This window comes from Echinicola marina, from assembly GCF_020463795.1.
Lineage (GTDB): Bacteria > Bacteroidota > Bacteroidia > Cytophagales > Cyclobacteriaceae > Echinicola > Echinicola marina.
The window spans coordinates 963061-978759 of sequence record NZ_CP080025.1 but is presented as its reverse complement, the minus strand read 5'-3'; the positions used below and the strand labels follow the sequence as shown (position 1 = coordinate 978759).

Sequence of the window (15699 nt, the reverse complement as noted above, 5' to 3'; positions counted from 1 at the left end):
GAGAGTGAGATCAATTTCTTGTTTGTGAGTGTGTTACAGGGTGTTTTAAATTAAATAATTTGATAAAAGGATGAAAAAAATTGGAAGACTGGATAAACCTGACAATAATGGGTCGGCTCAAATGTTCCAAAATCCTGTTCTGGAAAAAATGTCTAGGACTCATATTAGTATTCCAATTGTCATGTTTATGGTGATTGGTTCGGTGTCATTCTATTATGGCGTGACCACTACTGAGATACCGTTGCTTGTTGGACTGGGGATGGTAATAGTGGGCTTGCTGGCATTTACATTGGTAGAGTATTTAATGCATAAATACTTCTTTCATATGGTTCCAGATACTAAGCTGAAAGATAAGCTACAATATTCCGTACATGGTGTTCACCATGATTATCCAAAGGATAAAGACAGGTTGGCCATGCCGCCATTCATCAGTGGCTTATATGCTTGCATATTTTATTTTGTTTTTACCTTTATTATGGGGGATTATGCACTTTATTTTCTGCCAGGATTTTTAATTGGTTATGCCCTTTATTTGGGGGTGCATTATATAGTACATGCCTTCCAGCCGCCTAAGAATTTCTTAAAGATATTATGGGTCAATCATGCCATTCACCATTATAAAGATCCAGATGTTGCTTTTGGTGTGAGTTCTCCTTTGTGGGATATCTTGCTGGGGACCATGCCAAAAAAAGATTAAAATATTCCAAAAACCTTCTTTTGTATAAAGGAGGTTTTTTTGTGTTTAAAAAAAAAACAACTTTTTAAGACAGTAGCCTGTATAAATGAGTAAGAACTTTTAATATGAGGATTAGTATAATAGGTTTAGGTTGGTTGGGAAAGCCGCTGGCAATGTACCTTAAGGCCAAAGGCTTTGAGGTAAGAGGGAGTGTTACTTCTGAAGAAAAGTGTGCTAAGTTGAAAAGTGATGGATTGGACTGTTGTTTGTTGAAAATGAGCCCTCATCCAGAAGGAAAAGATTTCAACAAGCTTTTTGATACTGATGTTTTGATCATCAATATACCTCCCAGAAGAAGAGCGCAGTCAGATACATTTCATCCTGAGCAGGTCAAATACCTAAAGGCTTTGATAAATCAGGCCAATGTCAAGCGCGTTATATATATAAGTGCGACTTCTGTTTATCCCGAACTCAATAAGGAAGTGGGAGAGGAAGAGATTTTGACCAAGGAAAACACCTCCAATCCCGCATTGTTTGATGCAGAGCAGCTTTTATGGAGAGGGAAAACTTATGATCTCACGGTTATTCGTTTTGGAGGTTTGTTGGGAATGGAAAGGGTTCCCGGTAGGTATTTTTCCAATAAGGAAAATGTGGCAGGTGATCTTCCGGTAAATTACATTCATCAGACGGATGCTGTTAGGCTGATTGATTTTATAATTGTAAATGGTATGTGGAATGAAACATTTAATGGGGTAAGTCCAATGCACCCGAGCAAGAGAGAGATTTATGAAAAGAACTTTAAAGATTTTCGTATTGCTCCACCTAAGAGTTACCGAGATACTTCAGATAAGTCTTGGAAACAAGTTACTTCTTCAAAAATACAATCAAGCGGCTTTAAATTTGTTTATAATAATCCTTTGTTGTTTGATTATTCACCTTTTTAAAGAATAATTTAAAAAATGTTAATTTATTCGTGAGGCTGATGGTCAAAGTGGTTTTTCTTTTTGCCATAACTCCTTTCAAATTCAAAGTAAATCCAAATGATAATTAAGTGTCGGGGTGTTTTGATAGATTTATATTTGGTAGAAAATATTTAACAAGTCTGATTATCAAGAATATTCGCGAAACCGTATAAACGGTTTTATTAAAAAAACATAAGTATCTATATTTGTGCATCGAAATAAATAAAAAATGGACAAATTTTCATACATCTCCAATGCCCATGTAGCTTATATAGATGAGTTATATGAGGATTATAAAAAGGACCCAGAATCAATCGAACCAAGTTGGAAAACATTTTTTGATGGCTTTGATTTTGCCATCACCAAATTTGGAGAGGACGAAAATGGAGGCGCAGTAGCCTCTTCCCCAAGTGCCAAAGCCGCCAGTGGTAGTTTAGCTACCAGGGGTACTATTATGGATATGGAGCAATTGCCAAAGGAAATTAAGGTAAGGGCGTTGATCCATGCTTATCGTTCTAGGGCCCACCTTAGATCAAAGACCAATCCAGTAAGAGAAAGAAGGGATAGAAAAGCCTTGATTGACCTAGAGGATTTTGGTTTGGGCCAAGCGGATTTGAACACGGAATTCCAAGCTGGGAATGAAATCGGTATTGGAAATGCAAAATTGAGTAAGATCATTGAATCCTTGAAGACCATTTATGAAGGGGCGATGGGATTTGAATACTTGTATATCAGGAATCCAGAGATGCTGGATTGGTTGAAGCAGAAGATCGAAAAGGAAGCCCTTTCTTTTAACCCTCCTTCTGAGGAGAAAAAGAGAATTCTATCCAAGCTAAATGAAGCGGTAGTTTTTGAAAATTTTCTTCACACCAAATATTTGGGTCAAAAACGATTTTCCCTTGAAGGAGGTGAAAGCACCATTCCATTCTTGGATGCGGTGATCAACAAAGCGGCTGATCTGGGAGCAGAAGAAGTAATGATAGGTATGGCCCATAGGGGACGATTAAACGTTTTGGCCAATATCATGGGCAAGACCTATGAGCAGATATTCTCCGAATTTGAAGGTACGGCCAAGCCGGATCTTACCATGGGGGATGGAGATGTGAAATACCATATGGGGTTTTCGAGTGAGATCATGACTCCTTCCAATAAGAAAATGAACCTTAAGTTGGCGCCTAATCCTTCTCACTTGGAGGCTGTAAATCCGGTTGTGGAAGGTTTTGTCAGAGCTAAGATTGATCACCAATATGAAGGTAATAAGGATAAGGTGATTCCTATCCTGATACATGGTGATGCAGCAGTAGCAGGTCAGGGGATTGTTTATGAAGTGACCCAAATGGCCAACCTTAAAGGTTATAATACTGGTGGTACCATTCATTTTGTAATCAATAACCAAGTAGGTTTTACTACTGATTTTGATGATGCCAGAAGTTCTATTTACTGTACTGATGTTGCCAAAATAATTGATGCGCCAGTGATTCACGTAAATGGTGATGATCCAGAGGCGGTGGTATTTGCGGCTAAATTGGCGGCTGAATTCAGACAAAAATACAATCAGGATATCTTCATTGATATGGTGTGTTATAGAAGACATGGCCATAATGAATCTGATGAACCAAAGTTTACCCAGCCAGATCTTTATAATTTGATTTCCAAGCACCCTAACCCTAGGGAGATTTATAATAAGGAATTATTGGAAAGAGGGGATGTGGATGCGAAGCTGGCCAAGCAAATGGATAAGGAATTCCGCCAGTTGCTTCAGGACAGATTGAATATGGTCAAGGAAAAGCCACTTCCATATAATTTCTCTCCATTCGAGCAGGCATGGAAAGAATTAAGAAAATCTACTCCTGAGGACTTTGAGAAGTCCCCTGAGACCAGTATTACCGAAGAGCAAATCAATACGGTAGCTGAGGCATTGACTACGCTGCCAAAGGGTTTCAAGCCCATCAAGCAGATAGAAGCCCAGATGAAACAGAGAAAAGATATGTTCTTCAATTCCAAAAGCCTAAACTGGGCAGCAGCGGAATTGTTGGCTTATGGATCTTTGTTGTTGGAAGGTAAAACGGTAAGGTTGACAGGCCAGGATTGTAGAAGGGGGACCTTCTCCCACAGACATGCGGTATTGCATGATGCTACGACAAATAAATCTTTTAATTCTTTGAAAGAAATGAAGGAAAATAAAGGGCAATTCCATATATACAATTCACTATTGTCCGAATATGCGGTACTTGGATTTGAGTATGGCTATGCCATGGCTAATCCCGATTCCCTCACCATTTGGGAAGCTCAATTCGGTGACTTTGCCAATGGTGCACAAACTATGATTGACCAGTTTATCAGTTCTGGTGAATCCAAATGGCAAAAAATGAACGGCATTGTGATGCTACTACCTCATGGTTATGAAGGACAGGGGCCTGAACACTCCAATGCACGTCCAGAGAGATTTTTGCAGCTTTCTGCAGAGTACAATATGGTAGTGGCCAATATTACGGAGCCTTCGAATTTCTTCCACTTGCTCAGAAGGCAATTGGCTTGGGAATTCAGAAAGCCATGCGTGGTGATGTCGCCTAAATCACTGTTGAGAAATCCAAAGGTAGTTTCTCCAGTGGAGGAGTTTGTCAATGGCGGTTTCAGAGAGGTGCTGACAGATACCACGGTAAATGCCAAAGATGTTACTAGGGTGGTATTGTGTTCTGGTAAAATCTATTATGATCTTATCGATGCCAGAGAAAAGGAAAAAGTAAAAGATGTGGCCATCGTAAGGGTGGAACAATTGCATCCACTACCTAAAAATCAGATTCTTGATGCTGTGAAGTCATTCAGTAAGCAGAAGGAAGTCGTTTGGGTACAGGAAGAGCCTGAAAATATGGGGTATTGGACCTATATGATGCGGGCCTTGTTCAGGGATTTTCCAATGGATGTGATCGCCAGAAAAGCCAGTGCTTCACCGGCAACGGGATACCACAAAGTCCATGTGGAGGAACAAAATACGATTGTTAATAAAGCATTAAGAATAAAATAAATCTCCCTGGCTGCAAAAGTGAGAGCTTTTGGAATGCTTAGGGCTTAATTTAATTATCAAAAATTAACCTTGAACCGAAAGGGGTTTGGGGGGTAAATAAAAAAGCCATGAGTTTAGAAATCAAAGTCCCTGCAGTTGGGGAGTCAATTACCGAAGTAACCATCGGTCAGTGGTTCAAAAATAGCGGAGAGTATGTGGAGATGGATGAGGTAATCTGCGAATTGGAATCTGATAAAGCCACTTTTGAATTAACTGCTGAGCAAGCAGGTGTTTTGACCACCAAGGCAGAAGAAGGTGATACCTTGGAGATTGGCGAAGTGATTTGCGAAATAGATACAAATGCCTCTGCAGGAGATGCAGCTCCGGCTTCTGCGGAAAGCCCTGCAAAGGAAAGTCCTGCGGCTACTAGTGCAAGCGGCAGTGCTTCAGGAAAGACAGGTGAAATAAAAGAAATGGTTGTTCCTACTGTAGGTGAATCCATCACAGAGGTTACTTTGGCATCTTGGTTAAAAGAAGATGGAGATTTTGTGGAATTGGACGAAATCATTGCGGAGGTAGACTCAGATAAGGCTACTTTTGAATTGCCGGCTGAAGCCCAAGGAATCCTAAGGCATGTTGCTGCAGAAGGCGATACTTTGGAAATCGGTGGATTGATCTGTAAGATCGAAGTAGTAGAAGGTGAAGCTCCATCAGAAGCATCTGCTTCTTCAAGCGAAGCTCCAGCTTCTTCGGGTGATGCGACTTATGCCACTGGGCACGCATCTCCTGCTGCAGCAAAGATTCTTGCTGAAAAAGGCATCGACCCTAAAGATGTGAAAGGTACAGGTAAAGATGGCAGGGTGACCAAAGAGGATGCTGAGAAAGCACAAAAGTCTGCTCCAAAACCAGCTGCTCCTCAAAAGCCAAAAGCTGAAGCAAAAGAAGCTGCTCCTGAAACACCAAAAGTAGCAGGCGAAAGAAATGTGAGAAGGGAGAAAATGACTTCCCTGAGAAAGACCATTTCTAAGCGATTGGTTGCTGCCAAAAATGAAACAGCCATGTTGACCACCTTCAATGAGGTGAACATGAAGCCTATCATGGATTTGAGAAAGCAGTATAAGGAAATGTTCAAGGAGAAGCACAATGTGAACCTTGGGTTTATGTCCTTCTTTACCAAAGCGGTTTGTGTGGCATTACAGGAATGGCCAGCGGTGAATGCACAAATCGATGGAAATGAAATTCTTTATAACGATTTCTGTGATGTGTCCATTGCAGTTTCTGCGCCAAAAGGTTTGGTTGTTCCAGTGATCAGAAATGCTGAGCAACTTTCTTTTGACCAAATAGAGAAAGAGGTAGTGAGATTGGCAACCAAAGCCAGAGATGGTAAATTGACCATTGAGGAGATGACAGGAGGTACCTTCACCATTACCAATGGTGGTATCTTTGGTTCTATGATGTCGACACCGATTATTAACCAGCCTCAATCTGCTATTTTGGGGATGCACAATATTGTAGAAAGACCAATGGCGGTAAACGGCGAGGTGAAAATCCTTCCAATGATGTATATAGCACTTTCTTATGACCACAGAATCATCGACGGTCGTGAATCAGTTAGCTTCTTGGTAAGAGTGAAACAACTCCTTGAAGATCCAGCGAGATTATTACTTGGAGTATAGTGGATGAAAAAGTATAAAGTACGAAGTATTTAGTACAAAGACGAAGTGCTTTATCAATCAATGTTTTATTTCTAGATTGTAGGTAAAAGATTCGTTAAATTGATGAGGTAGGTAGATTGTTTTTATGCTTACCTCATTAACCTATTTTTAATTTAACTTACTTTTATTATGCACAGGTATAAGAAACTTCAAGTTTGGAAAAAATCCATTGATTTAGCTGTTGACATTTATAGTGTTACCGAAAACCTCCCAACGCAGGAAAAATATGGTTTGATAAGTCAAATTAATAAGGCTGCCGTTTCCATAGCTTCTAACATAGCTGAAGGGGCTGGAAGAAATACAAAGGGAGAGTTTGATCAATTCTTAGGATATTCTTTGGGATCTGCTTTTGAATTGGATACACAGTTAATAATTTCCAGCAGACTCCAATATATTGATGATCGAAGGTTTATGAAGATATCCGAAGATTTGGAAGCTATACATAACATGATCTATGGGCTAAAACAAAGTTTAAAAAGATAATTAAATATACTTGGTACATTGTACACCATACTTTGTACTATTTTCAAAACAACCAATCATGAAATACGACTTAATCGTTATTGGATCAGGGCCTGGAGGATATGTGGCTGCTATCAGAGGAGCGCAACTCGGCATGAAAACAGCTATAATTGAAAAATATCCTACTTTGGGAGGTACCTGCTTGAATGTGGGTTGTATTCCTTCCAAGGCATTGTTGGATTCCAGTGAGCATTATCATAATGCCGCGCATACTTTCAAGACCCATGGTATTGACCTGAAAGACCTCAAGGTCAATTTGGGACAAATGATCGCCAGAAAGGATGATGTGGTCAAGCAAAATGTAGATGGTATCCAGTACTTGATGAAGAAAAATAAAATTGATGTTCATCAAGGTGTGGGGTCTTTCGTGGACAAGAATACCATCAAGGTGACCAAAGATGATGGGAAGTCTGAGGAGATTACTGGTAAGAATATCATCATAGCCACTGGGTCTAAGCCGGCCTCTTTACCATTTATTGAGATTGATAAGAAGAGAATCATTACTTCCACTGAGGCATTGAAAATGAAGGAAATCCCTAAACACCTCATCGTAATCGGTGGTGGGGTAATCGGGATGGAATTAGGTTCAGTATATGCCCGTATGGGAGCTAAGGTGTCTGTGGTAGAATATATGGATTCCCTTATTCCTTCTATGGACAAAACCATGGGTAAAGAACTTCAGAAATCTTTAAAGAAAATAGGTTTTGAATTCTACTTGAAGCACAAAGTTACTGAGGTTAAAAATTCCGGTAAGGAAGTTACAGTAAAGGCTGAAGACAAGAAAGGCGAGACGGTAGAGGTAAAAGGAGACTATGTATTGGTGTCCATTGGTAGAAGGCCATACACAGACGGACTGAATGCCGAAGCTGCAGGTGTGAAGATCAATGAGAGAGGCCAGGTAGAAGTAGACGAGCACCTTAAAACTAATGTGGATAATATATATGCTATTGGGGATGTGGTGAAGGGTGCCATGTTAGCTCATAAGGCTGAAGAAGAAGGTGTATTGGTGGTTGAGCAACTGGCAGGACAAAAACCTCATATTAACTATAACCTGATTCCAGGAGTGGTATATACTTGGCCAGAAGTGGCTGCGGTAGGTTATACAGAAGAGCAGTTGAAGGAAAAAGGAATCAAATACAAAGCAGGTAAATTCCCTTTTATGGCTTCAGGTCGTGCAAGAGCATCCATGGATACTGATGGCCTAGTAAAAGTATTGGCTGATGCGAATACTGATGAAATCCTAGGCGTTCATATGATCGGACCAAGGACAGCTGATATGATTGCTGAGGCAGTAGTGGCCATGGAATACAGGGCTTCTGCTGAGGATATTGCAAGAATGTCCCATGCTCACCCGACTTATACAGAAGCATTCAAGGAAGCATGTTTGGCAGCTACTGAAAATAGGGCACTACACGTCTAGCTGTATACTCAAAATTATTTAAAAAGCAGTTTCTTTTCAGGAACTGCTTTTTTATTGCCTTTTTTGAGAAATGTACAAACTAATGGCCTTTTGGATGATTTTAATTCTAAGTTGGTTTTTTTTGCATGAAATTGCATGTTGGCTTAATTTATCCTAATTTATTCCTTAAGCACTTGTAAGCAAGTCATTCGTGCTTCAATTCAAGGATACTGACTATTCTATGTGCTGGATAATTTTAAATTATAGGAAAGGTTTTTTCAGTTTGACCCTGCATCTTTCAATAATTTACTTAATTTTGCACCAATTTAGCCATAAGTAAAAAACTTATCCAAACCTCTCTATAGCATGCCTAAAGACAATAGCATTAAACATGTACTGATCATTGGAAGTGGTCCAATCGTAATTGGCCAAGCCTGTGAGTTCGATTATTCCGGATCTCAAGCAGCGAGATCATTAAGGGAAGAGGGTATCACTGTGACCCTTATCAACTCCAATCCGGCGACAATTATGACTGACCCGGTTACCGCAGACAATGTTTACCTGCTTCCATTGGAGAAAAAATCACTTGTAAAAATTCTGACTGAGCATCCGGATATTGACTGTGTGCTTCCTACTATGGGGGGGCAAACAGCCCTAAACTTAGCCATCGAGGCCGACCAAGCCGGCATATGGAAAAAGTTTGATGTAAGGATGATCGGTGTTGATATCGATGCCATCGAAACTGCAGAAAACCGTGAAAAATTCAAGGCTTTAATGGAGGAGCTTAATGTAGGGGTTTGTGTTGGTAAGACAGCAACGTCCTTCCTGCAGGGTAAAGAAATTGCTCAGGAAATTGGTTTTCCATTAGTCATTAGACCTTCATACACCCTTGGTGGTACTGGTGGTGGTTTCGTAGAAAAAGAAGAAGATTTTGAGAAGGCCCTAATGAGCGGGCTTAAAGCTTCTCCAACGCACGAGGTACTGGTTGAACAGAGTATCTTGGGGTGGAAAGAATATGAGCTAGAAGTACTTCGTGATAGTCTAGGTAATATGATTGTTATCTGTTCTATTGAAAACTTTGACCCAATGGGGGTACACACCGGTGATTCTATCACAGTAGCTCCTGCCATGACCTTGCCTGATCCAGTTTATCAGGAAATGAGAAACTTGGCCATCAAGATGATGAATGGAATTGGTAATTTTGCTGGTGGTTGTAACGTTCAGTTCTCTGTAAGCCCTGATAACCAGACAATCATTGGGATTGAGATTAACCCAAGGGTTTCACGTTCTTCAGCACTGGCTTCCAAGGCCACTGGTTATCCTATTGCCAAGGTGGCAGCCAAGCTAGCTGTTGGATATAATTTGGACGAATTGCCTAACTCCATTACCGGAACGACTTCTGCCTTCTTTGAACCTGCAATTGACTATGTGATCGTTAAGATTCCTAGATGGAACTTTGATAAGTTCAAAGGTTCTGACCGTAGATTGGGCCTTTCCATGAAAGCGGTAGGTGAAGTAATGGGTATTGGTAGGAATTTCCAAGAGGCCTTGCAGAAAGCTTGTCAGTCTTTGGAAATCAAGAGAAATGGTCTTGGTGCAGATGGCAAAGAACTGAAAAATCAAGAACAGATTTTGTATAGTTTGGAACATCCTAGCTGGAATCGACTTTTCCATATTTATGATGCCTTTAAATTGGGTATTTCCTTTAGAACGATCCAAGATTTAACCAAAATCGATAAGTGGTTCTTGAAGCAAATCGAGGAATTGGTACACTTGGATATCACCTTGGACAAGTATACCTTGGATACTATTCCTAAGGACTTGATGGTGATGGCTAAGCACAAAGGTTATGCAGACCGTCAGATTGCCCACCTTCTGGGGTGCTTGGAGAGTGAAGTCTTCAAGAAGCGTAGGGACGAAATGGGTATCAAGCGTGTGTATAAATTGGTAGATACCTGTGCGGCTGAATTTGAAGCGCAGACGCCATACTATTACTCTTCTTTTGGTGAGGAAAATGAATCTATCTCAAGTGACAAAAAGAAGGTCATTGTATTAGGATCTGGTCCAAACCGAGTTGGTCAGGGGATTGAGTTCGATTATTCTTGCGTTCATGGTGTTTTGGCGGCAAAGGAGTGTGGTTATGAAACCATCATGATCAATTGTAATCCTGAAACTGTTTCCACTGACTTTGATATTGCAGATAAGCTTTATTTTGAACCGGTGTTCTGGGAACATATCTATGAAATCATTCTTCATGAAAAGCCTGAAGGTGTAATCGTTCAGTTAGGTGGTCAGACAGCCCTGAAACTGGCTGAGAAGCTGGAGAAATACGGGGTGAAAATTTTGGGTACTAGCTTTGAGGCTTTGGACCTTGCAGAAGACCGTGGTGAATTCTCTAGCTTGCTGAAAGAAAATGATGTGCCTTATCCAGAGTTTGGCACTATCCATAATACTGATGAAGCCCTGGAGCTTTGTAAAACTATTGGATTCCCACTATTGGTAAGACCTTCGTATGTATTGGGAGGCCAAGGGATGAAGATCGTGATCAATGAGAAGGAGCTTGAGCAGCATGTCGTGGAAGTTTTGAAGGATATTCCTGATAATGAAATCCTTTTGGATCACTTCCTTGAGGGAGCAATAGAAGCAGAAGCGGATGCGATATGCGATGGAGAGAATGTATATATCATTGGTATCATGCAGCATATAGAGCCAGCGGGAATTCACTCTGGAGACTCTTATGCGGTATTGCCTCCATATAACTTGGGCGATTTGGTGATCAGGCAGATAGAAACCTATACAGAGAAAATTGCTCTCGCTTTGAAAACTGTTGGGTTGATCAATATTCAGTTTGCGATCAAAGACGATAAGGTATATGTGATTGAGGCTAACCCAAGAGCGTCTAGGACGGTTCCGTTTATTTGTAAGGCATATCAAGAACCTTATGTAAATTATGCCGTAAAAGTGATGTTGGGTGCCAATAAAGTGACCGACTTTAAATTCAATCCTACCAAGAAAGGATATGCGATCAAAGAGCCGGTATTCTCTTTCCATAAGTTCCCAAATGTCAATAAAGAGTTAGGACCAGAGATGAAGTCTACGGGAGAGGCCATCTATTTTATCGATGATTTAATGGATGATTACTTCTTGAAGATCTACTCTGAGAGAAACCTATATCTAAGTAGATAATTTGTAATTAAATACATTTCGCTTTGAAGTATATCATATTAATTCTTTGTATCGGTTGGTTGTTTGGGCAGCTTTTCCGCTACTTCTTAAGGTCCAAATTGGGGCAATTTGCTCAGCAGGTAAAAGCAGCTGCGAGGGAAGAGCAAAGGACTCAGCAACGGGCCGCCAAGAGTGATGGAGAAATCCATGTGGACTATGTGCCCAAAGAATATGAGAAAAGAAGTAAGAAAGATATTCGAGGTGGTGAATATGTAGATTATGAAGAAGTAAAGGATTGATGTTTTATAATTCCTTTGAAATTAAATACGATAAGAGGAGCCCTCAAGCAGGGGCTCCTTTTTATTTTTTTTCTTTCCAGACCTGAAAATAGGTTGAATTATGCCTTGATTTGCTTAAATTATATACTTGTTGATTATTAGTAACCCTCATAAATAACCAGAAGTGTATATGAAAAAAATCTACTTAATTACTTTATTATTCACCCTAATTATTGCTGTTCAAAAGGCTTATTCACAAGGCTGTGTGGCGATTCGTGGTTTTTCAACCTGTAATGGGCAAGTGGGCTCCGAATCTTTCTTACCAAAAGGGGAGTGGCTGATCAATGGGAATTTCAGGTATTTTCATTCCTTCAGGCACTTTAGGGGCCATGAAGAAGAGACCTATAGGGTAGAAGAAGGAACAGAAGTGATCAATGATTCCTATTTCTTTGATGCTTCAGTTTCTTATGGTTTTAGTGACAGGTGGTATGGCTCGTTGATTCTGCCACTGGTTTATCATGAGCGGTCTTCCATGTATGAACACGGAGGAAATCCTCCAAATGGATTGGGAGATCGTCATAAAACCTATGCAAGTGGGCTGGGTGATATTAGGTTGAGCGCTGCTTACTGGGTGTTGAATCCTGATAAGAATTCCAGAGGCAATTTCTCTGTGGGTCTGGGAATAAAGTTGCCCACAGGAGATTATGGTGCGACCAGTACTTTTTATAACCAAGGGGACAACAGGGACCAAACATTGGAGTTGACAGTAGACCAGTCCATTCAGCCTGGTGATGGGGGATTTGGAGGAACCTTGGAGCTTCAGGGTTATAGAATGCTTTCGCACAGTTTTATGTTGAATGGAAGCTTTTTTTATCTGGCTAATCCCAGAGAAACCAATGGGGAATCTTCTAGAAATAGGGGGACTGAATTTTCTGTTCCTGATCAGTATGCTATCCGTTTGGGGCTGACCTATGTCAGTGCAGTACCGGGATTAAGTTTTTATTTGGGTGGAAGGCATGAATGTATTCCGGTTTATGATTTGATTGGAGGAAGTGATGGGTTCAGGAGGCCTGGTTATGCATTATCCATTGAGCCGGGAATCAATTATGCCAAAAGCAAGTTTTCGGTCAATGTGAATGTACCAATAGCTTTGGAAAGGAACAGGACAAGAAGTTATTTGGATATTCAGAATTCCACGCCTGATCAATATAGGCATGGTGATGCCGCTTTTGCTGATTATCTTATTAATCTTGGTTTTGCTTGGAGGATCAGCAAAAAGATGCCTACTCCATTTCACAGTATGTAAGCGAATTTGATGAAAAATGGAGGGAAGTTATTTCCCTCCATTTGCTTTAAGATCATTTATGCAATTCTGATCCAGGACTGGTATATCATTATTTACGGCATTGTAGAGAACGTTGGTTTCCACAGCCCAGTACATCAGGCAATGACTATTGTCGCAATGATGATCATGTTCTTCGTCTTCATGTTCAATAAGCATATTGGAGCCTAGGTTTACCAATCCCATTAAATGTCCCAATTCGTGTTCCAATACAGTACTTTCCAGTTTTTCCTTACTGGGTTTTCCCACACGGCCGGAGTTTTCTAATATTCTTTGTCCCATTAATGTGAGGGAAGTGTTTCTGTGGGATATACCTAAGCTAAACTCTGTTTCGGTGTCCTCGTCAAAATATCCGTCTAAAACTAAAATATACAGTCCTAGCTCGCTTCCGGAATTATAACTGCTTCTATTATTGTCTTCTATTGCTCTTATTTCATCAAGGGAATAGTCTTCCTGACCTACGGCTGGAATGGATTTCATGCGTACATTAATGCCGTCAGGCTTATTCACCAAGTCTTCCATCCAGTTGACAATGGTCCCTATTGAAGCTTGGTTTGGCTGAAAACCTTCCATGTACTGGATTTCAAGGTCAATGCTAGAAAATTTATTTGCGGAAAGAATTTCATTGGAAGAAGCTCCCACACCTCTTTTGGCAGCCTTGATGCTTTCCATTCTTTCATCCACTTCCCTGTCTGTAAAGCAGGAGGTAGAGAGAAAAGCAACAAAGATGAATAAGAAGAAATGGGTGCTAAGAAAGTTTCTGTTCACTATTTGTTTTGTAAGATGATGGGTGTAAATATCAGTGTATTAATTGATTAAGCTGCAAATATACCTACTTTTTCTATTTAAAAGAATTTCCTATTTCGGGAATGGGAGGTTTTTGTTCCAAACTTTTTTTGGCCAGGATGATCAAAATTATAGAAAGTACAAACAAAATGGCAGCAATAATGGATAGCACATAAGCTTCTTCTTGGAAATTCTTCCAGGCAAAGATGCCTAAGGAAGTCAGTGTAACGGTAAACATGAAAAACATGGGAATGAGTACAAAGGTAGCGTTGACATTGATATTGATCAGCCAAACTGCAATGGCCAAAAGGGCCAATGCCGCGAGGAGCTGATTAGCAGAACCGAATATCGGCCATAACGTGGTAAAACCACCTGAGCGAATCAGTAAAATGGACAAAACAACTACTATGCCAGTGCTCAAGTACCTGTTCCCTGATAATTGTTTTCCCACAGGGTTTTCTGCTCCCTCAAAATATTCCTGCAGGGTGAACCTTGCCAAGCGGGTACATGTATCCAATGTTGTTAGGGCGAAAGCAGATACTGTAAGGGCTACGAAACTAACAGCCATCTGTTCGGGGATCCCTAAAGTGGCCATCATGGATCCTAGACCATCAGAGAACATAGTTACAGGCCCTTTTAAACTCAAACTACTGGCGTATTCTTCTCTACTGAGGATAATGACTGCGGCCACTGAAATGATAGCCAAAAATGATTCAATTAGCATTCCTCCAAAGCCAACTACTTTGGCATCTCCTTCTTTGTCTATCTGTTTGGACGTAGTTCCAGAGGCCACCAAGGAATGAAAACCACTTATAGCTCCACAGGCAATCGTGACGAACAGAACTGGAAATAAATAGCCCAAATTTTCGGAAGTGATATTTACCTGGGTATCCATTTTGATTTCTGGATTTGCATAGAATATACCTATAGTGGCAAAAATGATCAATCCATATAGTAAGAAACTATTAAGGTAATCTCTGGGCTGTAACAATAGAGAAACTGGTGTAACCGAGGCAATGAAGGCATAGGCCAATAAAATATAGAGCCACAGTTCATAATTCAAGGCAAATGGGATTTGCATACCGAGGTAAACAAAATAATACATCAATGCCACGCCGATAATAGATATAATGATAAAAAGGCTTTTTTTATCTGCGACAAATTTGTTAACTGTTCCAAACACCACCGCAAGGCCTATAAAGAGTATAGAGGCAGAAGCTACTCCGGGGTTGTTGATAAAAGTCTTGGCAATGATGTCTGCGAATACGGCTATGACCAAAATCAAAGTGGAAAAGCTAAAAATCATAAACAGCTGTTTGCCTTTATAGCCAATATTGTTTTTGATAATGGTCCCTATGGATTTGCCCTGGTTTCTCATGGAAGCGATCATGCTTCCCAAATCATGGACTGCCCCGAAAAAAATCCCGCCTACCAAGATCCAAATGATAGCAGGAATCCATCCAAAAGTTACCGCAATGATAGGGCCTACTATAGGTCCCGCACCTGCTATGGAAGCAAAATGGTGACCCAATACAACAATAGGTTTACTTGGGACATAGTCGACCCCATCCTTATATTGATGTGAAGGAGTTTGGTTTTTATCATTGATGTTGAATTTCTCGAACACGTATTTACCATAAAGTAAATATGCTCCTAAAAGTATAATTCCTGACAACAATAGGATAGCGGGTAGCGTCATCATGTATTTTTGGATTTATTGTTTCTTCTATCTATATTATAACGAAAGCAAGGTTGAATGGAGTCCTTCATTTGGCTTTTTATATAATTAACAAATGTAATGAATCCCTGCTTTCCTTCTACATACCTCGAGAACAAGTGGCTGAAAATCT

General features: G+C 40.3%; 11 protein-coding genes. 9 read left to right on the top strand and 2 right to left on the bottom strand.

Annotated elements, in window-relative coordinates:
• Positions 1-70: 70 nt before the first annotated feature.
• The 9 genes from KZP23_RS04095 (at position 71) to KZP23_RS04055 (ending at position 13027) form a co-directional block, all read left to right on the top strand.
• On the top strand, positions 71-697 hold the full coding sequence (locus KZP23_RS04095; RefSeq protein WP_226334857.1) for a sterol desaturase family protein: 627 nt from the start codon (positions 71-73) through the stop codon (positions 695-697).
• Positions 698-801: 104 nt separating this feature from the next.
• On the top strand, positions 802-1620 hold the full coding sequence (locus tag KZP23_RS04090; protein ID WP_226334856.1) for an NAD(P)-binding domain-containing protein: 819 nt from the start codon (positions 802-804) through the stop codon (positions 1618-1620).
• Between the two features lie 247 nt (positions 1621-1867).
• Entirely contained in the window at positions 1868-4663 is a 2796-nt protein-coding gene (locus KZP23_RS04085) for a 2-oxoglutarate dehydrogenase E1 component (RefSeq protein ID WP_226334855.1), read from the top strand.
• Positions 4664-4770: 107 nt separating this feature from the next.
• The gene (gene odhB, locus KZP23_RS04080; protein WP_226334854.1) at positions 4771-6318 is read left to right on the top strand and encodes a 2-oxoglutarate dehydrogenase complex dihydrolipoyllysine-residue succinyltransferase; all 1548 of its coding nucleotides are present in this window, start codon (positions 4771-4773) and stop codon (positions 6316-6318) included.
• A 168-nt stretch (positions 6319-6486) separates the two neighbouring features.
• The gene (locus KZP23_RS04075; RefSeq protein WP_226334853.1) at positions 6487-6840 is read left to right on the top strand and encodes a four helix bundle protein; all 354 of its coding nucleotides are present in this window, start codon (positions 6487-6489) and stop codon (positions 6838-6840) included.
• Positions 6841-6898: 58 nt separating this feature from the next.
• A complete protein-coding gene (gene lpdA, locus KZP23_RS04070; RefSeq protein ID WP_226334852.1) occupies positions 6899-8299 on the top strand; it encodes a dihydrolipoyl dehydrogenase in 1401 nt (466 codons plus the stop codon).
• Positions 8300-8644: 345 nt separating this feature from the next.
• The gene (gene carB / locus KZP23_RS04065; RefSeq protein WP_226334851.1) at positions 8645-11464 is read left to right on the top strand and encodes a carbamoyl-phosphate synthase large subunit; all 2820 of its coding nucleotides are present in this window, start codon (positions 8645-8647) and stop codon (positions 11462-11464) included.
• A gap of 23 nt (positions 11465-11487) precedes the next feature.
• On the top strand, positions 11488-11742 hold the full coding sequence (locus tag KZP23_RS04060) for a DUF4834 family protein (protein ID WP_226334850.1): 255 nt from the start codon (positions 11488-11490) through the stop codon (positions 11740-11742).
• 169 nt (positions 11743-11911) lie between these two features.
• Positions 11912-13027: a transporter gene (locus tag KZP23_RS04055; protein WP_226334849.1), complete on the top strand. Its 1116-nt coding sequence runs from the start codon at positions 11912-11914 to the stop codon at positions 13025-13027.
• A 27-nt stretch (positions 13028-13054) separates the two neighbouring features.
• Here KZP23_RS04055 and KZP23_RS04050 read toward each other — a convergent pair whose 3' ends face one another.
• Both KZP23_RS04050 and KZP23_RS04045 read right to left on the bottom strand, forming a co-directional pair.
• Positions 13055-13831, bottom strand: coding sequence for a hypothetical protein (locus KZP23_RS04050; RefSeq protein ID WP_226334848.1), 777 nt, complete (start codon positions 13829-13831; stop codon positions 13055-13057).
• A 73-nt stretch (positions 13832-13904) separates the two neighbouring features.
• On the bottom strand, positions 13905-15548 hold the full coding sequence (locus KZP23_RS04045) for a carbon starvation CstA family protein (RefSeq protein ID WP_226336477.1): 1644 nt from the start codon (positions 15546-15548) through the stop codon (positions 13905-13907).
• Positions 15549-15699: the final 151 nt, after the last annotated feature.

Bases quoted from the DNA above. Each gene is read 5' to 3' on its own strand.
- odhB (WP_226334854.1), top strand. From the start codon at position 4,771: ATGAGTTTAGAAATCAAAGTCCCTGCAGTTGGGGAGTCAATTACCGAA.
- KZP23_RS04095 (WP_226334857.1), top strand. From the start codon at position 71: ATGAAAAAAATTGGAAGACTGGATAAACCTGACAATAATGGGTCGGCT.
- carB (WP_226334851.1), top strand. From the start codon at position 8,645: ATGCCTAAAGACAATAGCATTAAACATGTACTGATCATTGGAAGTGGT.
- lpdA (WP_226334852.1), top strand. From the start codon at position 6,899: ATGAAATACGACTTAATCGTTATTGGATCAGGGCCTGGAGGATATGTG.
- KZP23_RS04085 (WP_226334855.1), top strand. From the start codon at position 1,868: ATGGACAAATTTTCATACATCTCCAATGCCCATGTAGCTTATATAGAT.
- KZP23_RS04045 (WP_226336477.1), bottom strand. From the start codon at position 15,548: ATGACGCTACCCGCTATCCTATTGTTGTCAGGAATTATACTTTTAGGA.
- KZP23_RS04055 (WP_226334849.1), top strand. From the start codon at position 11,912: ATGAAAAAAATCTACTTAATTACTTTATTATTCACCCTAATTATTGCT.
- KZP23_RS04075 (WP_226334853.1), top strand. From the start codon at position 6,487: ATGCACAGGTATAAGAAACTTCAAGTTTGGAAAAAATCCATTGATTTA.
- KZP23_RS04090 (WP_226334856.1), top strand. From the start codon at position 802: ATGAGGATTAGTATAATAGGTTTAGGTTGGTTGGGAAAGCCGCTGGCA.